We start from the raw sequence: 25,159 nt of genomic DNA, 5'->3' as shown, positions 1-25,159 counted from the left end.
GCCAGTAAAAATGCGTCTATTACCCAGCATTACCCTCAGCCCTGCCGCATTTTGCCATGACCGACCACTCCACGCCCATACCCGCCCCTGCTGGCATACGTGCTATCCCGCCCTGCCCGCTTGATGTTTCGCGGCCAGAAATTTTGGCGGCGCTGACGCAGGGCCGCAATCTTGTGCTCAGCGCCCTGCCCGGCGCAGGCAAGAGCAGTCGCGTACCCCTGTGGCTTATGGATCAGCCCTGGCTTGAGGGCCGCCGCATCCTGCTGCTTGAACCCCGCCGTGTGGCCGCCCGCGCACTGGCGCGCTATATGGCGGCCCTGCTGGGCGAACAGCCCGGCGGCCTTGTGGGTTACCGCATGCGTGACGAAAGCCATGTGGGCAGCAATACCCGTGTGGAGGTCGTTACCGAGGGCGTGCTCACCCGCATGTTGCAGGATACCCCCGATCTGCCGGACATTGCCTGCGTGATTTTTGACGAATTCCACGAGCGCTCGCTCATTGCCGACACCGGCCTTGCCCTCTGCCTTGAGAGTCAGGCGGCGCTGCGCCCCGATCTGCGGATCGTTGTCATGTCAGCCACGCTGGATGAAGCGGCGGTGGCCGACCTTTTGGGGGGCTGCCCATCCGTGCTCTGCCAGGGCAAAACCTACCCGGTGCAGATGCGGCACATGCCGCCAACGCTGCGGGCTGGGCAGTTTGTGGGCGGTTCGGCATCCGCCGGGGCTGGCCCGCTGCTGTGGCGGCACATGGCCGATGTGATCGCGCACCTGATGCAGACCGAACAGGGCAGCCTGCTGGCCTTTTTGCCCGGCGCGGGCGAAATCCGCCATCTGGCTGGCCTGCTGGAGGGCAGGCTTGCCGCCGATATCGCGCTGTGCCCGCTCTACGGAAACCTCTCGGCCAGGGAACAGGATGCGGCCATAGCGCCCGCCCCTGCCGGGCAGCGCAAGGTGGTGCTTGCCACATCCATTGCCGAAACCTCACTGACCATTGAAGGCGTGCGGCTGGTGGTGGACAGCGGCCTTGCGCGGCTGGCGCGCTTTGACCCGGCAAGCGGCCTCACCCGGCTGGTGACAGAACGGGTTTCTCTGGCAGGCGCAGCGCAAAGGGCTGGTCGCGCGGGCCGTACAGAATCCGGTATTTGCTGCCGCCTTTGGGCCAGAGAGCAGGAACACGGCATGCGGCCCCACATACGGCCCGAAATTCTTGATGCCGACCTGAGCGGCCTTGCCTTGCAGCTGGCAGTGTGGGGCGCAACGGATGCCGGTTCGCTGCCCTGGCTGGACACACCGCCTGCCGCCCGTATGGCTGTGGCACACAACAGCCTGCAAGCCATGGGAGCCATAGACGCACAGCTGCGGCCAACGGCTCTTGGCCGCGAAATGGCCTCTCTGCCCCTTGCTCCGCGCACGGCGCGGCTGCTCTTGTGGGGAGGGCAAAATTCCCTTGCCGCGCTGGCAGCCTGTGTTGCAGCCTTGCTTGAAGAACGCGATCCCCTTGCCCATGCCGCAGGCAGCCGCAACGGAGGTACTGCCAACGCTGCCGCCGGATGCGACGTGCTGCGCCGCCTCGACTGGCTTTGCCGCCCCACCGCCCCCGGCAAAGGTGCAGACCAGGCCCGTGAACGCCTGCGCAGGCTGGCCCAGCGCCTCATGCGACAAAGTTTGCAGCGAGGTGTGGCTACCCCCGCTGGCGGCACGCATGCACCGCAAAAACACTCCGAGGGCATGTTTTCCGCAGCACTGGCCCAGGCCGCAAACCTTGGGCGGCTCATCGCCGTTGCCTGGCCAGAACTCGTAGCCATGCGCCAGGTGGGAAGTTTGGCAGAAAATTTTGCAGGCGGGCCGCAAAACGCTGCCGCAAAGGGCCCGGCATCCATCACGCCTTTTTTGCTGCGCAGTGGGCGTGCGGCGCAGCTTGCCAGTGATGATCCCCTTGCCCGCCAGACATTTCTTGCCGTGGCAGAAGTGGACGGTGCAGCCCCCAGGGGGCGCATCCGCCTTGCGGCGGCACTTGCCGAACAGGATATTACAGAACTCTTCGGCGCAGATATCAGCTCAGATGACAAGCTCTCGGTTTCAGATACCGGGCTTGTGAGCGCGCGCCGTCAAAGGGTGCTTGGGGCGCTGATTCTCGAAGACACTCCCCTGCCGCGCCCCCTGCCGGGGCAGTGTGCGGCGGCCCTGTGTGAATATGTGCAGAGCAAGGGGCTGGATTGTCTGCCATGGGACGATGCTGCACGCCAGTGGCGGGCGCGGGTAAGCCTTATGCGTGAGCTTGAGGGCGAAACATGGCCCGATGTGTCGGATGCGGCCCTGCTGGCAGACCTAGAACTCTGGCTTGCGCCAGCTCTGGAACGTGCGCTTGAGGCGGCGCAGGGACAAAAACAGTCGCGCGCCAATTCTCTGGCCACGCTTGACCCCTCGCAGCTGCGTGATGCCCTGCGTGGCCTGCTGCCGGGCAGCCTGCACCGCACGCTTGAGCGGCAGGCCCCCACGGAATGGCAGGTTCCCTCCGGGGCCATGCGCCCCATTGTGTACGGCGAAGACGGCGGGCCGTGGCTGGCGGCCAAGTTGCAGGAACTGTTTGGCTGCGTGGATACGCCGCGCATAGCCAGCAACCGCGTGGCTCTGGTGCTGCGCCTCAATTCACCGGCGGGCCGCCCCTTGCAGGTTACCCGCGACCTGGCCAATTTCTGGCGCAACGGTTACCCCGCTGTACGCGCAGAAATGCGGGGCCGTTACCCCAAACATCCCTGGCCGGAAGACCCCCTCAACGCCCCGGCCACGGTTTTGACCAAGAAGCGGCTGGCAGAGCAGAAAAAGAACTGACAGTGCCACGGCAACGCAGCCCGGCCCATGCCTTTTGCATGGCGCGGCTCCGCAGTTCCCATCGGACATGCCGCACGGATGTCTAAAAAATACCGCGTTCCACCAGCATCTGCACAAACTCGCGCGCGCGTTGCTCGCTGTAGTACTCGCCTTTCTGCTGCACAAATCCCACATGCCCGCCGTGCGGTGCAACTTCCAGATGTAGGTGTGCGCTCTGCTCTGCGGCCTTCCACGGATAACACGAAGGCGCGCAAAACGGGTCATCCGCTGCCATAAGCAGCAGGGTTGGCACTGAGATATGCGGCAGATCGGGCAGCACGGTGTTTTTTTGCCAATAGTCACGCGCAGAGGCAAAACCAAAGGCCGGAGCGGTAAAACGCTCGTCAAATTCGGCAAATGTATGGATTTTATCCACGCCTTCCACCGATGGATATGAAGGAAAACGCTCGGCCTTTTCGCGCACTTTTTTACGCAGGGTGCGCAAAAAATACTCCATATAGATGCGGCAGGCGGGGCCATCCATCACAGGAGCAGCAGCGGCCAGATCGCAGGGTACAGAAACAGCCACAGCCGCCCTTATCTGCGGTGATACGGGCCCCCGGCCCAGATACCGGCAAATCTGGTTGCCGCCCATGCTGAAACCCACCAGCAGCACGGGCCTGTCAAACTGTTCGGCATGGCGCACCACGGTTGCAAGGTCTTCTGTTTCGCCCATGTGGTACAGACGCGCCGTGCGGTTGCTCTCGCCAGAGCACGAGCGCATGTTCCAGGCCAGCACATCAAACCCTGCGGCGCGCAGGGTGTTGGTCATGCCAAGCACATATTTGCGGCGGCTGTTGCCCTCCAGCCCATGCGAAACCACTGCAATGCCGCGCCCCTGGCCAAAAGGCTTTTCTGCCCCGCCAGCAGCGCAGGCCGGATGCTGATCTACATCGAGAAAATCGCCGTCAGGCGTATCAATACGCACCCGCTGCATTGCAGAAGCAACAGCAGGATGCTCACGAAACAGAACCGGCCACATGGTATTTGCATGACCATTGCGCACATACCACGGCGCTCTGTATGAAGAAGCAAAAACAGGCATGCTACTCTCTGTTGAAATGAATGTTTTGGCAGACCACGCACGAGGGTATGGGCACACGCTTTGAACCAGACTGCACACACGGGCATTTTGCCATCAAACAGGGCTTGGCAGCCGCCAGAGCCTCGTATACCTTCGCCACATGCACAACAAAGCCCCACAAAATAGCGCCGCGCGTAAATTTCTGTCAAATCCGGCACGCCAGGCCTTTGCCCAGGCAGAGCCCAACCGGGCCACCCCTAACGCTGATGACCGCAATCATAAAGCCGCCGCAAACATGCCCGCCCAATCCGGCAAGGCCGCGCCCGCAGATGCAAACCCCGGCAAGCGCCCCGCTGTGCAACGGGGCAGCGCCTATACCGGGCCCACAAGCGCCGATGTGCTTATACTGGGGGCAGGCGCAGCCGGGCTTATGTGCGCACGCGAAGCAGCCGCTAGCGGCCTGAGCGTCGTGCTGCTTGAGCGTGGGCCTGTGCCGGGGCGCAAGCTGGCCGTAAGCGGCGGCGGCAAGGCCAATTTTACCAACCGCACGGTTGGCCCGCGTGATTACCGTTGTGACGGCAGCAGTGGCAACGCCTTTTGCGCGCCCGCGCTCAAGGCCTTTACGCCAGAGCACATGCTGCGCCTTGTGCGTGCGTGGAATCTGCCCTTTGAAGAACGCTCACACGGACAACTGTTTCTGACAGTTTCTGCACAACGGCTGGTGCGGGCTCTGGTGGACGACTGCCTCAAAAACGGCTGCCACATGGCCTGCAACACTGCGGTAACAGGGGTGCAGCCCCTTGCCGATGGCTTCAGCGTTCAGACAGAACGCGGTACGTGGCGCGGCAAGACGCTGGTGTTGGCCCTGGGCAGCCCTGCCTGGCCGCAGGCTGGCGGCAGCGGTGCGGGCTTTCGGCTGGCGGCAGAACTGGGACACGGCGTCATTCCGCCCCGCCCCGCCCTTGCGCCGCTTAAGCTTGCCGAAGGGTCGCCCCTGCTGAACCTCACGGGCATCAGCCTGCCGGTTGGCATCACTCTGGGCCAGCACCATTGGCAGGACGATCTGCTCTTTACCCACGATGGCCTCAGCGGCCCGGCCGCGCTCAAGGCATCACTGTACTGGAACCAGGAAATGGCACTGACACTGAACTTTTTACCTTCACTGGATATTGCTGCCCTGCTTGATGCGCCCCAGACCGGCAAGCAGACACCCAGGGCCCTGCTGGCCCGGCATCTGCCGCAACGCCTTGTGGATGCCCTGCTGCCGCAGGAATGGGCACGGCGCAAGGCAGCGGAACTTTCGCGCGCGGCGCGGCAAGCCATTGTGGAAGCAGTGCAAAAGCACAGCATAACGCCGAGCTCCACAGCAGGGCTCAAAAAGGCAGAGGCCTGCTGCGGCGGTGTTAATACCGACGAAGTAGACCCCAAAACCATGCGCAGCCGTGTGCGGGAAAACCTGTTTGTGGTGGGCGAACTGCTGGACGTTACCGGCCTGCTGGGTGGCTATAATCTGCACTGGGCCTGGGCCAGCGGCAGTGTGGCCGCAAAAGCCCTTGCGCGCCATATGTCTGGCTGCGGGCAGAAACAGCAAAGCGCAGGCAGACAGCCCTAGATGCGATTGCAGTACACGTTTTCCAAAAAATGCTCCATGGCTTCGTCTGCCTGACGAATGTAATCCTGAAGCGGAAACTGGGCCTTGCAGGCCGGGCAGTGCATGTACACCTCGTGACAGGTACGGGCTATGTGCAGGGGCGCGCCGCATGTTGGGCATACTAACGTTGTCTTAACGTCTCTTGAGGCAAAAAAAGCCATGTCCACTCTTTGGGTAATAGGTGGGTAAAATGCACCCCAGCCAAGGGTGTGGCAACATGCTGCAAGCCGTGAGCAGGCAGGCACTTCAAGCCATCCGCAGCCAGCGGCAGCAAACTTGGCAAACCTTGCAGCACAGCATTTTGTTAGAGCATTCAAGGTGTATTTTTGTCAACATTATCCCAGGCGCACAACACCTGAAGCAACTGTAATAAGGGCACTGTAAAAAATGCCCGCAAATGCCCGGCTGCGTAGGCGCAAATTAGTTATTGCGTCGCGTCGCAGCTCATGCCATAGACGTACAGCCATATTGTTGTGAATGTGGCATAACCAGAAGAAACGGATAATAACATGAAAAAGCTCCTTTTGGCCGCCATGGCTCTTTCGTTGATCACCGCCCCCTGCTGGATCAGCACTGAAGCCAATGCTGCAAACACTGCCCCGGCTGTTGCAAGTGGAACCAAGGCGCCCAAGGCCAGTAAGGTCAAGGCCCCTGCCAAAGCAAAAAAGGCCTCTGCCAAGGCTCCTGCCAAGGCAAAGAAGCCCTCTGCAAAGAAAAAGACGCAGGCCATCTAAAACTTGCTGTCAAAAAGGCCGGTAACCCCGGCCTTTTGCAGTTCAAGGCAACCAATTCATACCTAAATGCCTTTTTGTTAAAACCCATGTTAATCACATGGGCTCTATAAAGCCCAACATAACACTAGTAGTTCAGTTGTATTAATTGGTTTGGCAATCAAGATAGTTGCCGTTGCAGATACCCCTTGACGACATTGGCGCATGACAGTAGTGTTCGCCATTATTCATAGGGTGCTGTATTTCTTTTTGCCAGAGACTTTGCGTGGGTAAGGCTTCAAGCGGAAAGTTTACCCACCTCAACAACGGAGTCTTTATGGCTGTTTCCATTTATGTCGGCAACCTGCCCTTTTCCGCTACCCAGGAAGGCGTTGAAGCCCTTTTTGCCCCTTACGGCGATCCCCTTTCCGTCAAGCTCATCATGGACCGCGAAACGGGCCGTCCCCGTGGCTTTGGCTTTGTCGAAATGGACGAAGCCGACGCCCACAAGGCCATCGAAGCCCTGAACGGCGTTGATTTCGGCGGCCGCACCCTGCGTATCAACCAGGCTGAAGAACGTCGCCCCGCGCCCCGCCGCTGGTAGACCACAAATTTCCCGCAAAAAAAGCCGCTGTATCCACAGCGGCTTTTTTTTGGCCTGAATTCACAGTACTATTTCTGATTCTTGACTGATTCCGCCGTTGTATCTCTCCCAGCGGGCTCGCACCCAGACTGAGGAGCAGCCCCGGATTTCAGCGCGGAATCTGCCAGAGGTTTTTCAAGATCATTTACGGGCAGTGGCTGTTTGTCGTTAAACTGGCATGCACCGATGCAACGTATGCCGCCGCAATGCGGGCAAGAATTGCGAGGCTGGGGCATGAACAGATCACGCAAAATTGTCAGAACCTGCCTGAAATTCATGCAAACCACCCCGCAATTACGGCAACAGAGTCATTAACCAGCACCACGCACACTTCTGCCAGCAATCTCAGCAGCACAATCAGCAATAAAAAAAGCCGCAATCCACGGGGGCTTGCGGCATAAATGCGGACATTCACGCCCCGCTCTGGGAGGCCCCCAATGGGCCTCCCGGCGGGCATTTCAGGGCCGAAGAGGCAAGCCCTGAAAATCATGAGCCTTCTTCTGTGGACAAAACAGTTTTTGTCCCCGGCACGCAGGCAACTAGTTACTAGTCGGCCTGAGTGCGGATGAAGGTAGGAATTTCAAAATCTTCTTCATCATAGGTGAAGTCTTCGTGGCCGGGATTGTGCTGACGGCGGCGCGACTGACCAATGACTTCACGCTTTTGCAAGTACGTAGGAACATTGCTTTTTTCATCATACCAGCGTTCAACTTCCGCACGGCGCGAAGTTTGCGGCAAGCGCGATTCCATACGCTCCTGCTCTTCCATCATGCCCTGCTGCGAAAGACGCGAATTGGAACGGCGCGATTCGGCAACAACAGCATCGGGGCCGGGCTTGCGGAAGTTGGTAACCGTGGCAGCAGGAGCCTGCACGGGCTGGATGGCCTGGGGCGAATCAATACCGGTGGCAATAACGGTGAGGCGAATTTCGTCACCAATGTTATCGTCAAACACAACACCAAAGATGATGTTGGCTTCTTCGGGCGTGGCATCGCCGATGATGTCGCCGATTTCGGCAATTTCGTCGGCAGTGATGTCGGTGGGCGCGGTGATGTTGTAAAGAACCGCCTTGGCGCTCTCGAGCGAAACATCTTCAAGCAGCGGGCTCATGATGGCGCGCTGGGCAGCCTCGCGGGCACGGTTTTCGCCAGAGGCAATGCCAGTACCCATAAGGGCCATACCGGCCTCGGCCATGGTGGTGCGCACGTCTGCAAAGTCAAGGTTGATGAGGCCTTCGCCCACGATCACGTCAGAGATACCCTTGACGGCATAGTACAGCACGTCGTTGGCCTTCTGAAGCATTTCGGAGAAAGGTGCCTTCTTGGGAGCAAAGGCAAGCAGGCGGTCGTTGGGAATGGTGATCAGGCAGTCCACATGCTGCTTGAACTCTTCAAGCCCGGCTTCGGCAGCGCGCTTGCGCTTGGCACCTTCAAAGCTGAAGGGCTTGGTCACAACGCCCACGGTAAGCACGCCCATTTCCTTGGCAGCCTGGGCAACCACGGGGGCCGCGCCAGTGCCGGTTCCGCCGCCCATGCCTGCGGTAACAAAAACCATGTCGGCATCGCCGATGGCTTCACGAATGCTGCCCACGCTTTCCACAGCGGCCTCGCGGCCAATGGAGGGGTTGGCACCAGCGCCAAGACCCTTGGTAAGCTTTTCGCCCAGCTGCACCTTTACGGAGGCGCCGTTTTTGTTCAGCGCCTGCACATCGGTGTTGGCGCAAACAAACTGCACTCCGCGCAGGCCAGAGGCAATCATGTTCTGCACAGCGTTACCGCCGCCGCCACCTACGCCAATAACTTTAATCTTGGCATTGCTGGCCAACGAGGTATCGATATCATCAACGATAGACTGAGCCATTGCACCTCTCCTCTGTGCTATCCTCAAATGCCCGCTTGAGGTTGTTATGAAATGTCCGCAAACCACTTTTTCATGCGCGAAAGCACGCCGTCAAAAACGCCGCTTTCGCTACGTGTGGTAAATTTTTTCTGCCCGGAAAGTTCTTTTTCCGCACCGTAGCGCAACAGGCCAACAGCGGTAGAAAACTTGGGGCTGTTGACCACATCCTTGAGCCCCCCGATGTTACGCGGGTAGCCAATGCGCGTGGGCAGATTAAAAATCTGCTCGCCCAGTTCCTGGCAGCCTTCAATAAGCGACGTGCCGCCCGTAAGCACAACACCAGCGCCTATCATGTCCTTGTAGCCAGAGCGCACGAGGGTCTGATCAACAAGGTAGAGAATTTCTTCCATGCGGGGTTCGCATATCTCGGCCAGCACCTGGCGCGAGAGGCGGCGCGGTTCGCGCCCGCCCACACTGGGAACCTCGATAAATTCGTCGTTACGAACAAGGTCGGCAAGCGCGCAGCCGTATTTGAGCTTGATTTTTTCGGCAGAAGCAATAGGTGTGCGCAGGCCAAAGGCAATGTCGTTGGAGAGGTTTTGCCCGCCAAGAGCCAAAACAGCAGTGTGTTTGATGGCATCGTTGGCAAAAACGGCAATATCGGTGGTGCCGCCGCCAAGATCAACCAGGGCAACGCCGATTTCGCGTTCTTCTTCAGTCAGCACGGCCTTGGCAGAGGCCAGCGATTCAAGGGCAATATCGGCCACTTCAAGCTGGCTGCGGTGGCACGAACGCACAATGTTCTGCGCAGAAGAAACCGCGCCGGTCACAATGTGAACCTTGACCTCAAGGCGCACACCAGCCATGCCGAGCGGGTCGGCAATGCCACGCTGGTTATCAACTATATATTCCTGCGGCAGAATATGGATAACTTCACGGTCGGCAGGAATGGCAACAGCTCTGGCTGCATCAAGGGCACGTTCGATATCGCGCTGCGCGACCTCGCCGCCCTTGACGGCAATGACACCGTGGCTGTTGATACCCATAATGTGACTGCCAGCGATGCCCACGTACACAGAGTGAATCTCGCAGCCAGCCATGAGCTCTGCGTCTTCCACAGCCTTGCGGATGGACTGGACGGTCTGCTCTATGTTGACCACCACGCCCTTGCGCAAACCAGTAGAAACACTGGTTCCGATGCCCACCACATCTACAAGACCCGACTCCGACAATTCCCCCACCACAGCGCATATCTTTGTGGTGCCGATGTCGAGGCCAACGATGAGCTCGGATTTATTCATGCCATTCTCCTCAAAACGCCTGTCTCCGGGTCGCAACGGCACGCCCTGGGGCAGATGCCGCAAGTTTTTTTACGCTGGCTGGTTAAGTAGAACCCAAACATTGCCGTTAACAGAACGAATCTCGCGTACATTGCGCAGCTCGTGTCTGCGGGCCAGATCGCCCAGGGTCAGACTTAACCGGGAAAGATTGCCTTCCCAATCGTCTGTAGCGATGGAAAGCCGCATTTCCCTATCTTCGAGATAAATTTCAATACCTTTGCCGGGGCTTACGCTAACAGACGAAACAGCCCCCGCTTCAACGGGCAACAAACCGCTCTGCATGCCCTTCATCAGACGCGTCAGATAAGGCAGCGCATCTTCCGCTCCCGGGTCAACACGCAGGGTGGGCAGCGAAAGAAAATTTTTGCTTTCCACCGGGGCAATCAATTCGCCAAGCTCGTTGGCGTAATAGAGCACCCCGTCCTTGTGAACCCAAAATGAAGGCAAACGTTCCTTGAGCCTGATCACAAACCTGTCGGGCAGCAGCCGCTTGACCGAGGCTTCTTCTACCCAGGGCGTTTTGCGTAAATTTCGTTCAACCTTGGCGATGCTGACGGCAAGGCTGTTGTCGCCCTCGCGAATGCCACCGTATTGCAGCACCATATCATGCGAAAGCCGCACATTGCCTGTCACATCCACATGGCGGGTTGTGAAAAAATCGCTTGTTATGGCCTTGTTGTAGAGCCACAGCGATGAATAGCAGACCCCCGCAATAATCAAACCGAAACCGGCCAGCAGCACCGTAAGGGCCGCCAGGCTTTTGAGGCCGCTAAAACCCCTGAGCCTCTTGAAAATCGCCGCTAGAATTCCCCCAACCCGAATCCCAGAATTGCTGCTGCCGCCGCTTTTTTTGGCCGGGGCAGATGACCGGGTGTAGGAATTGCGGGCTTTTCGGCTATTTTTTTTCAGGGCAAGGGGCATGGCACTATCCTGACCTCCGGCTCAAGCTCAATGCCGAACCGTTGCCGCACAGCATCCCGGGCCTCTTGCAACAGAGCCAGGGCGGCTGTGGCGCTGCCCTTGCCTTCGTTAATCAAAAAATTTGCATGCAGGGTTGAAAAAGCCATCCCCCCAAGCTTTCTGCCCTTAAAACCTGCTTCATCAAGCAGCCTTCCGGCAGATATCTCTGGCGAGGGATTTTTGAACACACACCCCGCGCTCCAGGCCGTCACAGGTTGTTTAGACTTTTTCTTAAAAAAGTTGTGACGCATGCAATTACAGATGCCATCCCTTTCACCCACGGTCAAGCCAAATGTGGCTTCCAAGACGATAAAATCATTCTTTTTCCCGTTGATACGAAGGGTACGATAGCCGTATTGCAGTGCATCAACGCTGATGCGTTGAATGGTGTTATCAACAAATGCCTGAATAGTATAAATGTTCTTGCAGGTTTCAGTACCGTGCGAGCCCGCATTCATGGCAACTGCCCCGCCCACACTGCCGGGTATTCCCACCAGCCCTTCAAGCCCGCTGAGGCCGTTGACCGCGCAAAAACGCAACAGCCGCGCCATGGGAACGCCAGCCCCGGCCCGCACAAGAATTTTTCCCTCATGCTCGCCCACAATCTGCGGCCCATCGTTGAAAAAGGGCCGTATCAACACCAGGGGCAATTCTCCGTCCTGGGCAAGAATATTGCTGCCTGCGCCCAAAACCAGAGGCTTGCCGCCAAGAGCCTTCAGCTTATCGGGTAGCAGATCAAGGTCTTCCCTCCTCTCAAGCACAAGCTCCGCAATGGCGGTTCCGCCTATGCGCAGCGTGGTGCGGGGGGCAAGAAAGGGTGCGGGCATCTCACGCATGGCTCTGACCTTCAAGCCATGCGGGGCCAAGGCGGGTAATGCTGCCAGCGCCAAGGGTAAGCAGCACATCGCCTTCTTTCAAAATACCGTGCAAGGCTGCCGCAACGTCACTAAGAGTCTGAAAATACTCAACAGGTGTGGTCGAAACCTGGCGGATGCCCTGGGCGAGGCTTTGGCCCGAAACACCAGGAATGGGCTTTTCGGAAGCAGCATAAATTTCGGTGAGCAGCAGCTGGTCCACATTGTCAAAAACCTTGCAGAATTCGCCAAAATGAGCCTGTGTGCGGCTAAAACGGTGCGGCTGAAATGCCGCCACTATGCGCCGCCCGGGAAAAACCTGACGCGCCGTGGCCAGCGTGGCCGCGATTTCTGCCGGGTGATGCCCGTAGTCGTCAACCACGGTTACGCCGCCCTTTTCACCCTTGAATTCAAACCGACGCCCCACGCCGCCAAATCCGTTGAGGCCCTCTATGCATTTTTCAAAACTGATGTCCACTTCCATGGCCGCGCCAATGGCCGCAAGCGCATTGAGCATGTTGTGACGCCCCGGCTGGGGCAGGCTGACATTGCCAAGCTTTTGGCCGCTGCGCCAGACCTCGAAATTGTTGCGAACCCCGCATTCGAGCGGCACGGCACGCAGCACGTTGTCTTCGGCAAAGCCATAGGTAAGCACGGGGCGCTTGACGCGCGAGAGCAGCGCGCGCACGCCGGGGTCGTCGCCGCAAACGATGTTAAGGCCGTAAAAGGGCACGTTGTTCATGAATTCCACAAAGGCTTCATCAATGCCCGCACGGGTTTTGTAGTGGTCGAGGTGGTCTTCGTCCACATTGGTGACCACATTGATGATGGGCAGAAGGCACAAAAACGAACCGTCCGACTCGTCGGCTTCGGCTATCAGATATTCGCCATGCCCAAGGTGGGCGTTGGTTCCGTAGGCGTTGAGCCTGCCGCCGATGATAACCGTGGGGTCGAGGCCCGCCGTATCAAATATGGAGGCCGTAAGGGATGTGGTAGTGGTTTTGCCGTGCGTGCCTGCAATGGCAATGCCCTGGCGCAGGCGCATGAGTTCGGCCAGCATTTCGGCGCGCGGAATAATGGCTATGCTGCGGCGGCGGGCTTCAACCAGCTCGGGATTTTCGTCGCTGATGGCGGTGGATTTTACCAGCACCTGCACGTCACCCACATTTTCCGCAGCGTGGCCCACGGCCACATGCGCGCCAAGCTCACGAAGATGACGCACCACGGCAGAATCACTCATATCCGAGCCAGATACCTCGTAGCCCTGATTGAGAAGAACCTCGGCAATGCCGCTCATGCCCGCGCCGCCAATGCCAACCATATGAATACGCCGAATCTTGCTGTTCATGCTATACCTTTAAAAAAAGTCTAGATAATTTGGAGGGTTGAATTTTCCCGCAAATATCGCTGCCGGGCGCAGGCTGTCTGCACCCGGTCCGTTGAATTACGCTGTTTCTTCCAGAACGGCTACCACACGTGCCGCCGCATCAGGCCGGGCAGCAGAAAGTGCTGCCGCCGCCATGGGCTCGCGTTCGCCTGGCATGGTCAAAAGCCGCAACAGAATGTCCGACATGTGCTGCACGGCCATGCGCCCCTCGGGCACAAGCACGGCTGCCCCGCTGCGGGTCAGCACTTCGGCGTTGCGGGTCTGGTGGTCATGAATGGCATGGGGAAAGGGAACGAGAACCGAGGGCAGACCGGCAGCGCAAAGCTCCGCCACTGTGCTGGCCCCGGCGCGGCACAAAGCCACATCGGCCCAGGCATAGGCCCCGGCCATGTCGTCAATAAAGGCAGAAACGCATTCTGGGGCATAGCCCGCAGCCATATAGGCCGCACGCGCGCTGCCCTCGTCGGTGATACCTGTCTGGTGGCGAATTTCCACCCCGGCACCACGAAATTCAGCCAGATTTTCCAGCATAAAGGCGTTGAGCGCGTGCGCACCCTGCGAACCGCCCACCACAAGCAGGCGGCGGCTCTGACGCTGACGGCTGATCTGGCCCACGGCTGTAACGGCAGCCCGCACGGGATTGCCGGTGAACACGCATTTTTTCATGTCAAAACCGCTGGTGTTGGGCAGCGAAATGCACACCCGCCGCGCTACACGGGCCAAAAAGCGGTTACTGGCCCCGGCAATGGCGTTCTGCTCGTGCAGCACGCCCGGCACGCCCATCAAACGGGCCGCAAGCATGGGCGCAAAGGCGGCGTAACCGCCAAAACCAGCCACAACATCGGGCTTGAACCGGCGAATGATGCCCACAGCCTTGGCAACGGCCAGGGCCATTTGCGCACCAGCGCCCACGGCTTTGAAGCCGCGCCCCAGCAGACCGCGCACGGGCAGGCCTTCAAAAGGAATGCCCGCCTGACGCATCAGTCTTTCTTCAGGCCCGTACAGCGAACCCACAAACAGCAAGTTGGCATTGGGATTGCGACGCCGCAATTCCTCTGCCACAGCCAATGCCGGAAAAATATGCCCGCCAGTGCCGCCGGTTGTCAGGAGGATGTTGTCCATGTGTCCGCCGTTCTTGAAAAATTCATAAGCAGGCCCACGCACAGCATGGTGGCCAAAAGATTACTGCCGCCGTAACTCATAAGGGGCATGGGCACGCCCTTGGGCGGGGCCACACCCATAACCACGGCCAGGTTCATGACCGAGCCCATGGCAAGAATGGTTGTGATGCCAAATGCGGTAAAGCGGTCGCGCAGATTGCGCTGCCCCTGAATAATTCTGTAGCAGCGCCAGAAAAGCAGGGCAAACAGAATCATCACAAAGCTCACGCCCACAAAGCCCATTTCTTCTGCAAGCACGGCCATGATAAAGTCGTTGTGCGCTTCAGGCAGATAAAACATCTTCTGTTTGCTGGCCCCCACGCCCACGCCAAAAAAACTGCCCGAACCGATGGCCAGCAACGACTGCACAAGCTGGTAGCCCGTGTTGTGGGCATCCTGAAAAGGATCAAGAAAAGCCAGCAGACGGCGCAGTCGGTAGGGAGAAGAAATGGCCAGCGCCATTGCACCGCCGCAGGCCAGCGCCACCGAGAAAAACAGATAGATAAACCGCGTGCCGCCGGCCACGCACATAAAAAACAGAATACTCGCCAGAACAACGGCGCTGCCAAAGTCGGGTTGCAGCAGCAGCAAAAAGCAGAACAGCCCCGTAACGGCAAAAGGCGGAATAACGCCCCGGCTAAAAGTCTTGATAAGTTCCTGCTTGGAACTCATGAAATAGGCCAGATACAAGGCCAGCGCGATTTTTACGAATTCCATGGGCTGAATGGAAATAAAGCCCAGCGGAATCCAGCGCTTTGCACCGTTGATGGCGGGGGTGAGCGGCGACAGCGTCACCAGCAGCAACAGCAGCGCTATGAACAGGGCCGGGTACTGCATGCGGTACAGCCAGTGCCTCGGCAAAAGGGCCGCACCCCACAGGGCCACGCCGCCGCCCATGGCAAAGATGACCTGCCGTTTGAAAAAGTAGTATTTGTCGCCATTGACCTGCTCGGCCACAATGCCGCTGGCCGAGAGCACCATCACAAGCCCGATGGAAAGTATGACCAGCATGATGGTAAAGAGCCACCAGTCAAAAGGCGCAAACGGCCCTTCTTCCGTAGCCCTGGCCATGGCACTGTTGACCTTGGGCGTTGCCTTTTTACCGCTCAAAAGATTCTTCATGGCAGCAGGCCCACAATGCGCTTAAAGTCATCACCGCGCTGCTCGTAGTTTTTGTACAGATCGTAGCTTGAGGTTGCGGGAGCAAGCAGCACCACATCACCACTGGCAGCATTTGCCGTGGCATAGCGCACCGCTGGTTCCATGGTTTCGTGCCAGCTCATGGGCACAATACCCTGCCAGGCCTTTTCAAAATGCTCGCGGCTGGCCCCAAACAGCGCAACTTCCTGCACCTTGGCCCGCAGCAGATCAGCCAGACCGGCCAGATCGCCGCCCTTGAACTTGCCGCCGCACAACAGCCGCACTGGGCGGTCAAGAGCCTCAAGCGCCACCTTAAGGGCCGAAACAGTGGTACACTTGGAATCGTTGACGTACAGCACGCCCTTGCGCTCCGCCACTTTTTCAAGCCGGTGCGGCAGGGGCTTGAAACGCTCCACCGCTCTGGCGGCGCTGGCTTCGGTCACTCCAAACAGGCGGCAGGCCTGCCATGCCGCTTCTTCATTGATGCGGTTATGCGAACCCATCAGGCAGCTGCCGGAAAAACGGTCTGTGGCCTGCACAAAAACCTTGCGCGCCTTGATGTTGTGATGGGCAACCTCACTGCGCAGCTCTTCGCCAAACACAGCCAGGTCTTCCTCGCTCTGGCAGCGGAAAAGACGGAACTTGGCCTCGGTGTATTCGGCCATGTCCTTGTGGTAATCGAGGTGATTGGGTGTAATGTTGAGCAGTATGCCCGCACGCGGGCAAAATGTTGTGCAGCACTGCAACTGGAAGCTCGAAACTTCAAGCACCAGCACATCGGCTTTTTTGCCGCCCAGCACATATTCTGAGAGCGGCGTGCCAATATTGCCGCCTAGAAACACGGCATACCCCTGTTCGTGCAGCATGGCTGCCGCCAGAGATGCCGTGGTGGTTTTGCCGCTGGTTCCGGTTATGGCCAGCACTGGCTCGTCGTCCAGATAGCGCCAGGCCAGTTCCATTTCTGCCAGAATTTCCGAAACCTGGGTGTCCACCAAACCCTCAAGCCTGGCTACCGGCATGCCGGGGCTGGGAACCACAAATGCTGCCCCAGCAAACTGACCGGCAATGTGTTCGCCCAGCTGCACTTCAATGCCCTGCGCAGCCAGCTCGGTAGCGAGCGATTCTCGCCCCGCCAAGGCCTTGATGTTGCTGTCCAGCAGCCTAACTTTTGCTCCGGCGCGGCTCAACAGGCGGGCAGCCGCGATGCCAGAGCGTCCTGCTCCCACAACAACGGCCAGTTCGCCAGGGGTAATGCGCCTGCCACGATTTTTTTCCAGTGCCATATCCTTTCTCCTCAGCGCAGCTTGAGAACAGAAAGCGCCACAAGGCCCAACAGGATGGAAGTTATCCAGAACCGGATGATGATTTTAGATTCGGGCACACCCTTGAGCTCAAAATGGTGGTGCAAGGGAGCCATGCGAAAAATTCTTTTGCCGCCAGACCAGCGGAAATACCCCACCTGAAGGATGACCGAGAGAGTTTCGGCCACAAAAAGGCCGCCCACCACAGAGAGAACAAGCTCCTGCTTGCACAGCAAGGCCAGATACCCCAGCACGCCGCCAAGCGAAAGCGAACCCACATCACCCATAAAGACCTGTGCGGGATAGGCATTGAACCACAAAAAGCCGAGGCCTGCGCCCACGAGGGCGGCACAAAATACAGTTACCTCGCCCACGCCGGGCATGTAGGGCAACAGCAGATACCCTGCAAAACGGGCGTTGCCGGTGATATAGATAAATATCGAAAAAACAAGGCAGGCCACAATGGAGGGGCCAATGGCGAGCCCGTCGAGTCCGTCTGTGAGGTTGACGGCATTGGAAGAAGCCACCATCACAAATACGCCAAAAGGCAGATAGAACCAGCCAAGATCAAACGTGACTTCCTTGAGAAAAGGAATGGTCAGCTTGCTGCTGTAATCGGGGTTGACATAGAGCAGCACCATGGCGGCACAGGCCACGACAAGCTGCCCGGACATTTTTGCCTTGCCAGAAATACCCTTGTTCTTGTGGTGCCGCAGCTTGGTCATGTCGTCCCAAAAACCCACAGCGCCAAAACCGGCAAAAACAAAAAATACCTGCCAGATGTAAGGATTATTAAGGTCTGACCACAAGAGCAGGCTGATGGAAAGGGTAAACAGCATCAGCAGCCCGCCCATGGTGGGCGTGCCTGCCTTGCAGGCATGGGCGGCCACGTCTTCATGAATATACTGGCCGCACTTGAGGCTGCGCAACCAGGCAATGAAACGTGGGCCAATGAATATGGAAAGCACAAGTGCAGTGATGAGCGCGGCCAACGAGCGGAAGCTGATGTACCGAAAAACGTTGAGTACCGTCCATTCGGACGCAAGGGGGACAAAGAGATTATAAAACATGCAGCTAATCCGTGCTTATGGTCGTGCGCAGACCGTGTTACCAGCCGCCCGCAGGCAGCACTGCCGATTATCGCCTTCAGCCCCGCACGGCTTCCGGCCCGGTAAGCGTTTGCAGCAGACATTCCAGCCTGTTGCCCCGGGAACCCTTGAAAAGCATGACGCCACCGGTTTTGTTGGCCGCAAATGCACCCTGCACCAGTTGTGCCCATTCAGATGCAAAAGCCGCAGCGTCATACACCTCGAACCATGGGCCTGTATAGCCCCCACAGGTCAGCCCCGCGCGAATATTTTCGCCGTGGCCGCCTTTCCAGAATATTGCCGCAGGCTTAAGGTCTGCCAAATGTCGGCCAAGGGCCTCGTGCTCTTCTGCCGCCTGCGAACCGAGCTCAAGCATTTCGCCAAGCACAGGCACAAAAAGCCGTCCGGCGGCGCGTTCTGCCGCAGCATCAAGCATGCGGCGCATGGAGAGCGGATTGGCATTGTAGGTATCATCAATCAACAGCCACTGGCCAACGCGCGTCTGGTTAAAGCGCTGCACCGGCAGGCTGCTCTGTGCCAGCCCCTGGGCAATTTCGGCATTGCTGAGACCAAGCAGATGCGCCACCGCCGCCACGGCAATGACGTTTTCTGCCCCGTATTCGCCCCTGAAGGGGGCAGTCACCACGCAGCGCGTACCGTCAAGCCAGAGGTGGTAAAGGCCGCGCCGGTCGTCGGGCGCATCAGTTGTGCCCGGCGTGGCAGACTCGGCAGCCGGAACAGACTCGGCAGCGGGTGCAGGCCCGGCATACGAAGCCCTGTACTGCACCGCTCTGCCCGTGGCGCTGAAAAATTGCAGCTCGGCCCCGGTTGCCCTGGCATCGCGCACAAGATCGGGATAATCGGCGCAGACTAGGCCAATGCCGCCGGGGGCCAGATTGGCGAGCAGGCGCGATTTGTGCCAGGCAACGCCTTTTTTGCCAAGCCCTTCGGTGTGTCCCGCTCCCACATTGAGAATAAGGCCAATATCGGGCCGCAGCACGGAAGCAAGTTCTTCCATGTCGCCCTCGTGGCTGATGCCAGCCTCCATGACCCAAAAATCCTCGTCGCCATCGGTGGCGAGCATGGCGCGGGGCATGCCGATCTGGTTGTTGTTGTTCAGGGCATTTTTTGCGGTCTTGCCCCGCACGGAGAGCACCTGTGCCAGAACTTCCTTGAGAGTGGTCTTGCCAGCAGTGCCGGTTACACCCACAACTTTGGCGCGGGTTTTGTCGCGCCACAGGGCCGCGATGCTGCCAAGAGCCTTGACGGTATCTTCAACCAGCAGCACAGGCACGCCCGCATCGGGCAAGGCTCTGGAGGCCAGAATGGCCGAAGCGCCAAGCGACACCGCCGCAGGCACAAAATCGTGCCCGTCAACCCTGCTGCCGGGTATGCAGACAAACAGCGCACCGGGTGCGGCTTCCCTGCTGTCTGTTACGGCAACAGTCAGCTCGAGGTCGCTCTCCAGTGCGGATTGGCCCAGATGGGCGGCAATTTCATTGTAGGTCAGGCGCAATGCAAAAACTCCCTAACTACTTCCTGGTCACTGTAGTGGTGTTTGACACCCTGGATGATCTGATAATCCTCATGGCCCTTGCCTGCAATAAGCAAGGCATCGTCCTTGCCAAGCATTTTCAGGGCCTTGATGGTCGCCTCGCGGCGGTCAACCTCTACAACCACCTCGCGGGCGGTCTTGAGGCCGGGCAGAACATCCTGCAAAATTGCTTCCGGCTCTTCAAAACGCGGATTGTCAGAGGTGAGCACGGCCACATCCGACCACTTGGCCACGGCCTCACCCATGAGCGGGCGCTTGGTGCGGTCACGATTGCCGCCGCAGCCAAATACCGTAACAACGCGTTTGAATCCAGCCCCGCGCAGGGCCTGCAAAACGTTTTCGAGGGCATCCGGAGTGTGGGCATAATCCACAAACACGTTAAGTCCTTGAGGATTTTCAACCCTTTCAAGGCGGCCACTCACCCCAGTAAAACTTTCTAGAGATTTGAAGGCATCGGGTTCAATGCCCATCTCAAGAGCTACGGCCTGCACTGCCAGCAGATTTGATGCGTTGAACGCGCCCACCAGCGGCGAGCGCAGCTCCCACTTGCTGCCCTCAAGGTGCATGCGCATGTGGCAGCCTTCTGTACCGGCCGAAAGCAGCTCGCCCCAGAGGTGGCGCTTGTTCAGTGCGCCCTTTTGCAGACCGAATGAAAGGGCCGTTGGGCAAAGTTCGAGCAGGCGGCGGCCCCAGGGGTCGTCGGCATTGACGGCCATGGCCTTGTCGGGACGCGGCAATTCCAGAAAAAGGCGGGCCTTGACCTGAAAATAGCTCTCCATATTCTTGTGATAGTCAAGATGGTCCTGCGTCAGATTGGTGAAGGCCGCGCCAGAAAACGGCACACCGCACACCCGCTGCTGGTCGATGGCGTGCGAGGAAACCTCCATCACTGCCACGTCAACGCCGGCCTTTGCCATGGCGGCCAGCATGGCGTGAACGCTCAGGGCATCGGGGGTGGTGAGGGGCGCAGCCTCGTTATGCCCCGGCCAGCGATAGCTGACAGTGCCCATAACACCGAGCTTGTGCCCGGCCTGCGCAAAAAGCTGTTCAAGAAGGTAGGAGCAGGTGGTCTTGCCGTTGGTTCCCGTAACGCCCACAATCTTGAGCGGCAGCTCGCTGGTGCGCCAGCGGGCCTCGGCCAGACGCCACAGGGCTTCACGCGGGTCAGAATGGTGAACCACGCGGCACCCGCCAGCAAGGGCTGCGGCTTCTTCCGCGCCACCGGGGCGGCATACAACAATGGAAGCACCAGCTGCCACTGCGGCGGGAATAAAACGGGCCCCGTCTTCGTTAACGCCAGGCACGGCAACAAAAATGTCGCCGCTGGATACCTGACGCGAATCAACGCGCACTTCAATGCCGCCGAGTCTGCACTGTTCAAGAAGGGCTGCAAATTCCCGTTCCATACCAACCTCACTCCTAACCGGGGCTTATGCCCCTTGAATTATTCCGGCGGCGCGCGCCTATCAACCCGCAACCCCGCGCGCGACGCGTGCGCCAGCCGGAAGCAACCAGACAATTTTACCGTTCTGAGAGCCAGAGAATGTATTCGATATTCTTGCCTTCTTCAGGCCAGGCAACCCCTGGCGCCGGGCTTTGCTTTATCACTCTGCTGCCCGAGCCTTTGAGCTCTGGCACAACACCGGCGCGGGCAAACAGTTCCACCGCATTGCGCACCGATTTGCCCATCACATCGGGTACACGGCTGCTCGCCTTGGCCAGATGCCCTGGCAGGCGCATGCCGTCTGCCTGCTGCGGGGCGTCAACCTTTCTGGGTTCGGCAACATAGGGGGCATCCAGCACCGCAAGTTTGAGCCCGCGCTGGCGGGTTTTTACCACTGGTGCTTCGCCCGTTGCGGCCTTCTTTTCCGCCTCGGCGATCTTGGTTTCGTTAAACATGCCGGTGTAGGTCACCATGCGCGATGCCACTTCCTTGAACACTGGTGCGGCCACCACGCCGCCAAACTGGTTGCGCGTGGGTTCATCGACCATCACCAGCACAAAATACTTGGGTTTTTCGGCGGGGAAAAAGCCCACAAACGAGGCCAGACGCTTGCTGCCGTAAGTGCCAGACCTGTGGTCGGCCTTCTGTGCCGTGCCGGTCTTGCCGCCCACATCAATGCCGTCCACACGGGCGCGTTTGCCCGTACCGTCGCTTTCTTCAACAACATCGCGCATCATATGCATGACTTCGCGCACGGCGGTTTCGGAGTACACGCGGGGATGCACTTCATCCACCACGCCGTCTTCACGCGTGAGGCGCAGGGGTTTGTACACACCGTTGTTGAGCAGGGTCAGGTAGCCCTGTGCCATTTGCAGGCCGGTAACCGAAATACTCTGCCCAAACGATGTGGACATGATATCGACCTCGCTCCAGTCACGGGGAGCGCGCAGAATGCCCCGGCTTTCAGACACGGGCACGCCAGTACGCTGGCCAAAGCCCAGAGCATGCAAGTATTTATAAAATGTTGGTGCGCCCATGGACAAACCGATCTTGGCCATGCCGATGTTGGAGGAATACCGCAGCACCTTGGAGGCGGGCAGAATCCCCTGACGCGACGTATCGCGGATGGTGAAGTTCTTGGCCACCCACTTGCCGCCCTCGCAGTCGATGAGAGTGTTGGGCGTGACCTTGTGCTCCTGAATGGCAGCCGCCATCACAAAGGGTTTGAAGGTAGAACCCGGCTCCAGCGCGTCGGCAGCCAGCCTGTTACGGTACACCAGCGGCGAAAAGTCTTTGTAGTTGTTGGGGTTGAAGAAAGGATACTGCGCCCAGGCCATAATTTCGCCAGAGGCCACATCCACCACCAGAGCACCGCCCCAGCGGGCATCGTATTCGCGCACGGTACGGGCAACGGCTTCTTCCACAAAAAACTGCATCTGCATGTCGATTGTGAGGGTCAAATCCTGGCCCACCGGCTCGCTCTGACCTTCCTCGTGCAGATAAAAACGGCGGCCCATGGCGTCGCGCTGCACGATCTGACGGGTGGGAATGCAGCCAAGACGCCCATCGAGCGAACGCTCCAGACCTTCTAGCCCCTTGTCGTCCAGCCCCACAAAGCCCAGCAGCTGACCAGCCATGTGCTTGAAGGGATACACACGGTCGTATTCCTTGCTCAGGCCAATGCCGTTGATATTGGCCTTGCGCACAGCCTCGGCGGTGTAGTCGTCAACCTTGCGCTTCAGCCACACAAAACGGCGCTTGGTCTGCGCCAGTTCGTCGTACAGCTTTTGCGGTTCCACGCCCAGAATGGGGCCAAGAGTATTGGCCATGGCCTGAAAGTCAGAAATGTCCTGCGGGCGGGCGTAGACAGACTTTGCTTCCACACTGCGTGCAAGCACCTGTCCATTACGGTCAAAAATCATGCCCCGGCGGCCTGTAACCAGCTCTGTGGCGGTGTGCTGCCTGCGCGCACGTTCGGCCAGGCGCGGGCCTTCCATCATTTGCAGATACCATGCGCGCCCCCACAGGCCGACCCAAAGCACGCAAAAGATGGTGACAACCATCTTGATGCGGGCCCGGCCCCAGTCCACATTGCCCACCCAGGCTGGCTTCAGGCCGGCAAGCCTGTCTGACGACACATTGCGGCTGGCCTGCGGCTTGGAAGCACGCGTGGGGGCTGCGCTGGATACGTTGCGTTTGCGAGAGCTGAGTTTGAACATGGCATTTCCAACCATGGCGTCGCCGTGATGACGCCGGGCTTTTTCCGGGCCTGACGATGCGGGTCAGGCATGGAGATTATCCGGAGTTTTTACTGTATTTCCATGCGTCTGATCTGGCCGGGCTTGGGTTCGCGCATGCCGAACTCGTCTGCCTTGCGGCGCAGCTCATAAGGAGAAAGCAACCGTTCACGTTCTACTTCAAGCTTGGCCCTCAGGGCCTGGCGTTCGCGAACGGTGTTTTGCTGAATATTGATAAAATAGGTTGTGTCCATGCGCTCGATGTTGCTCCATACAAGCACAAGGCCCATAACCATACAGCTCAACACACCCAGCACCAGCGCCAGCAACCAGCCTCTGCCGCCGTGCTGGCCGATGGCATTATTGCGCTTCATGACCCGGTCGCCTCGGCTATTTTTTCCACAGCGCGCAGCTTGGCGCTGCTTGAACGCGGGTTGACGGCCAGTTCTTCCGGCGTTGCCGTTACGGGTTTTTTAAACAGAATGCGCACCTCTGGCTGGTGATGGCACACGCATACCGGCACATGGCGCGGGCAGCGGCAGCCCTCTGCCCAGTAGCGCATGGTCTGCTTGACCATACGGTCTTCAAGCGAATGAAACGTGATTACCGCAAGCCTGCCGCCAATGGGCAGATAGCCCAAAATGGCATCGAGAAAACGGCGCAGCTCGCCCAGCTCGTCATTTACGGCCATGCGCAGCGCCTGAAAGGTGCGCGTGGCAGGGTGACGGCGGGCCTTGGCGCGCCAGGCGGCGGGATAGGCCTTTTCAACCAGTGCGGCCAGCTCTGCGGTGGTGTCGATGCTGGCCTTTTGGCGCGCTTCAACAATCACACGGGCAATGCGGCCTGCCTGGGGTTCTTCACCCAGCATGGCTATGCATTCCTTAAGCTTGGCAAAGCTCTCGCGGTTCACCCAGTGCCAGGCCGAGGGCTGACCAGAATTCTGGTCCATGCGCATATCAAGGGGGCCGTCGCCAATAAAACTGAAGCCGCGCCCCGCTTCATCAAGCTGCAAGGACGAAACGCCGATATCCAGCAGCGCGCCGTCTATCCTGTCCCAGCCAAGCTCTGCCAACGGGCCAGCAAAGTCACTGTAATTGCTGTGAAAAAAATGTGCGCGCTTGCCAAAAACCGCCAGCCTCTGTTTTGCCAGAGCCATGGCATCTTCATCGCGGTCAAGCCCGCACAGTTCGATATCGGGGGCAGTGCCAAGCACAGCCGAGGCGTGGCCGCCCAGCCCCAGGGTTCCATCCAGATACCGGCCCCCAGCGTGCGGAGAAAGGGCATCCAGCGTTTCAGCAGGAAGCACCGGCACGTGCCGTACGGGTTCTGCAGTATGGTTCAAGATTTCTGTCATGACAGGCCTATAGGCTAAGATTGACGCCAAGCCCCGAAAGCTCTTCGGAAACGTCCTCAAACGTCAGGGCGTTGAAGCTGGCCTGATCCCAGATTTCAAATTTGTTCGCCATGCCCACCAGCATTACGTCCTTGTGCAGTTTCGCCTCGTGCATGAGCACCTGAGGGATGCGCACCCGGCCCTGGGCATCGGGTTCGAGCTCATGGGCCAGGCCCATGACCTTTGTTTTGAAGTGCGAAAGCCGGGGCGAGGGCATGGGAATGCTACAGAGCTGCTCGGTAATCAGATCCCAGTCGGCGGGCAGATACCCAACAAGCCTTCCGTAAAAAGCGGTAAGCCAAAACGTGCCAGAGCCGCCGTCCGCGTTGAGACCATCGCGGTATTCCGGCGGCAGCATGAGTCGCCCCTTGGGGTCAAGGCTGCGGGAAAGGCTTTTAGTGAACAGTTTTTTCACAATTTCCCACTTTTTACTACTCGTTACCACTTTTTCCCACTTATGCCCCAAGCCCTACCCCGTGTCAAGCAATGTCGCAAAATTGGCTTCATCTGCGGCTAAAATGGCAATTACCACACTCTTTTTCCTGCTTTTTGTAACGTGCGCC

The 25,159-nt window shown here is 58.8% G+C and carries 21 protein-coding genes; 3 read left to right on the top strand and 18 right to left on the bottom strand.

The genetic code is table 11. The annotated features are described in order from the left end of the window. The first annotated feature begins 56 nt into the window (after positions 1-56). Entirely contained in the window at positions 57-2,831 is a 2,775-nt protein-coding gene (hrpB, locus tag ACE3NW_RS00405) for an ATP-dependent helicase HrpB (RefSeq protein ID WP_374279403.1), read from the top strand. 82 nt (positions 2,832-2,913) lie between these two features. Here the strand turns inward: hrpB and ACE3NW_RS00400 are convergent, their stop codons facing one another. Then, positions 2,914-3,915, bottom strand: coding sequence for a YheT family hydrolase (locus ACE3NW_RS00400; RefSeq protein ID WP_374279402.1), 1,002 nt, complete (start codon positions 3,913-3,915; stop codon positions 2,914-2,916). A gap of 274 nt (positions 3,916-4,189) precedes the next feature. Between ACE3NW_RS00400 and ACE3NW_RS00395 the strand changes: the two genes are divergently transcribed. Further along, on the top strand, positions 4,190-5,506 hold the full coding sequence (locus tag ACE3NW_RS00395; protein WP_374279401.1) for an NAD(P)/FAD-dependent oxidoreductase: 1,317 nt from the start codon (positions 4,190-4,192) through the stop codon (positions 5,504-5,506). On the opposite strand, the gene ACE3NW_RS00390 is transcribed toward ACE3NW_RS00395, so the two are convergent. Together ACE3NW_RS00390 and ACE3NW_RS00385 are read right to left on the bottom strand one after the other, a co-directional pair. Then, positions 5,503-5,706 carry a dual CXXC motif small (seleno)protein gene (locus ACE3NW_RS00390; RefSeq protein ID WP_374279400.1) on the bottom strand — a complete coding sequence of 68 codons (204 nt, stop codon included), beginning with the start codon at positions 5,704-5,706 and terminating at the stop codon, positions 5,503-5,505. The two genes, ACE3NW_RS00395 and ACE3NW_RS00390, sit on opposite strands and share 4 nt — an antisense overlap. Before the next feature lie 263 nt (positions 5,707-5,969). Then, positions 5,970-6,275: a hypothetical protein gene (locus tag ACE3NW_RS00385; RefSeq protein ID WP_374279399.1), complete on the bottom strand. Its 306-nt coding sequence runs from the start codon at positions 6,273-6,275 to the stop codon at positions 5,970-5,972. 317 nt (positions 6,276-6,592) lie between these two features. On the opposite strand from ACE3NW_RS00385, the gene ACE3NW_RS00380 reads away from it, so the two are divergent. Further along, positions 6,593-6,859, top strand: coding sequence for an RNA recognition motif domain-containing protein (locus ACE3NW_RS00380; protein ID WP_374279398.1), 267 nt, complete (start codon positions 6,593-6,595; stop codon positions 6,857-6,859). A gap of 585 nt (positions 6,860-7,444) precedes the next feature. Here ACE3NW_RS00380 and ftsZ read toward each other — a convergent pair. From ftsZ to ACE3NW_RS00305, 15 genes are all read right to left on the bottom strand, one after another. Continuing rightward, complete coding sequence (ftsZ, locus tag ACE3NW_RS00375) at positions 7,445-8,758, bottom strand: cell division protein FtsZ (RefSeq protein WP_374279397.1); 1,314 nt, start codon at positions 8,756-8,758, stop codon at positions 7,445-7,447. 44 nt (positions 8,759-8,802) lie between these two features. Next, positions 8,803-10,038, bottom strand: coding sequence for a cell division protein FtsA (ftsA, locus tag ACE3NW_RS00370; protein ID WP_374279396.1), 1,236 nt, complete (start codon positions 10,036-10,038; stop codon positions 8,803-8,805). 69 nt (positions 10,039-10,107) lie between these two features. Next, on the bottom strand, positions 10,108-10,998 hold the full coding sequence (locus tag ACE3NW_RS00365) for a cell division protein FtsQ/DivIB (RefSeq protein WP_374279395.1): 891 nt from the start codon (positions 10,996-10,998) through the stop codon (positions 10,108-10,110). After that, a complete protein-coding gene (gene murB / locus ACE3NW_RS00360) occupies positions 10,983-11,873 on the bottom strand; it encodes a UDP-N-acetylmuramate dehydrogenase (RefSeq protein ID WP_374279394.1) in 891 nt (296 codons plus the stop codon). Before murB ends, ACE3NW_RS00365 begins: the two co-directional genes overlap by 16 nt. After that, entirely contained in the window at positions 11,866-13,239 is a 1,374-nt protein-coding gene (gene murC / locus ACE3NW_RS00355; RefSeq protein WP_374279393.1) for a UDP-N-acetylmuramate--L-alanine ligase, read from the bottom strand. The genes murB and murC overlap by 8 nt, the downstream gene beginning before the upstream one ends. A 96-nt stretch (positions 13,240-13,335) precedes the next feature. Continuing rightward, positions 13,336-14,400 (bottom strand): undecaprenyldiphospho-muramoylpentapeptide beta-N-acetylglucosaminyltransferase, encoded by a 1,065-nt coding sequence (gene murG, locus ACE3NW_RS00350; RefSeq protein WP_374279392.1) that lies wholly within the window; start codon positions 14,398-14,400, stop codon positions 13,336-13,338. Further along, positions 14,382-15,560 (bottom strand): putative lipid II flippase FtsW, encoded by a 1,179-nt coding sequence (gene ftsW, locus ACE3NW_RS00345; RefSeq protein WP_374279391.1) that lies wholly within the window; start codon positions 15,558-15,560, stop codon positions 14,382-14,384. The genes murG and ftsW overlap by 19 nt, the downstream gene beginning before the upstream one ends. Next, positions 15,557-16,861: a UDP-N-acetylmuramoyl-L-alanine--D-glutamate ligase gene (gene murD / locus ACE3NW_RS00340; protein ID WP_374279390.1), complete on the bottom strand. Its 1,305-nt coding sequence runs from the start codon at positions 16,859-16,861 to the stop codon at positions 15,557-15,559. Before murD ends, ftsW begins: the two co-directional genes overlap by 4 nt. An 11-nt stretch (positions 16,862-16,872) precedes the next feature. After that, entirely contained in the window at positions 16,873-17,949 is a 1,077-nt protein-coding gene (mraY, locus tag ACE3NW_RS00335) for a phospho-N-acetylmuramoyl-pentapeptide-transferase (protein ID WP_374279389.1), read from the bottom strand. 76 nt (positions 17,950-18,025) lie between these two features. Beyond that, the gene (gene murF, locus ACE3NW_RS00330; RefSeq protein WP_374279388.1) at positions 18,026-19,483 is read right to left on the bottom strand and encodes a UDP-N-acetylmuramoyl-tripeptide--D-alanyl-D-alanine ligase; all 1,458 of its coding nucleotides are present in this window, start codon (positions 19,481-19,483) and stop codon (positions 18,026-18,028) included. After that, positions 19,474-20,928, bottom strand: a complete 1,455-nt coding sequence (locus tag ACE3NW_RS00325) for a UDP-N-acetylmuramoyl-L-alanyl-D-glutamate--2,6-diaminopimelate ligase (protein WP_374279387.1) — start codon at positions 20,926-20,928, stop codon at positions 19,474-19,476. Before ACE3NW_RS00325 ends, murF begins: the two co-directional genes overlap by 10 nt. Positions 20,929-21,043: 115 nt before the next feature. Then, on the bottom strand, positions 21,044-23,185 hold the full coding sequence (locus ACE3NW_RS00320) for a penicillin-binding transpeptidase domain-containing protein (protein ID WP_374279386.1): 2,142 nt from the start codon (positions 23,183-23,185) through the stop codon (positions 21,044-21,046). An 89-nt stretch (positions 23,186-23,274) separates the two neighbouring features. After that, a complete protein-coding gene (locus ACE3NW_RS00315; protein WP_374279385.1) occupies positions 23,275-23,577 on the bottom strand; it encodes a hypothetical protein in 303 nt (100 codons plus the stop codon). Further along, the gene (gene rsmH / locus ACE3NW_RS00310; protein ID WP_374279384.1) at positions 23,574-24,557 is read right to left on the bottom strand and encodes a 16S rRNA (cytosine(1402)-N(4))-methyltransferase RsmH; all 984 of its coding nucleotides are present in this window, start codon (positions 24,555-24,557) and stop codon (positions 23,574-23,576) included. Before rsmH ends, ACE3NW_RS00315 begins: the two co-directional genes overlap by 4 nt. Before the next feature lie 7 nt (positions 24,558-24,564). Continuing rightward, on the bottom strand, positions 24,565-25,011 hold the full coding sequence (locus ACE3NW_RS00305; RefSeq protein ID WP_374279383.1) for a division/cell wall cluster transcriptional repressor MraZ: 447 nt from the start codon (positions 25,009-25,011) through the stop codon (positions 24,565-24,567). Positions 25,012-25,159: the final 148 nt, after the last annotated feature.

Source organism: Desulfovibrio sp. (genome assembly GCF_041907885.1).
Classification (GTDB): Bacteria; Desulfobacterota; Desulfovibrionia; order Desulfovibrionales; family Desulfovibrionaceae; genus Desulfovibrio.
The sequence above is the reverse complement of the archived record's forward strand: the minus strand, read 5'-3'. Positions and strand labels throughout refer to the sequence as shown.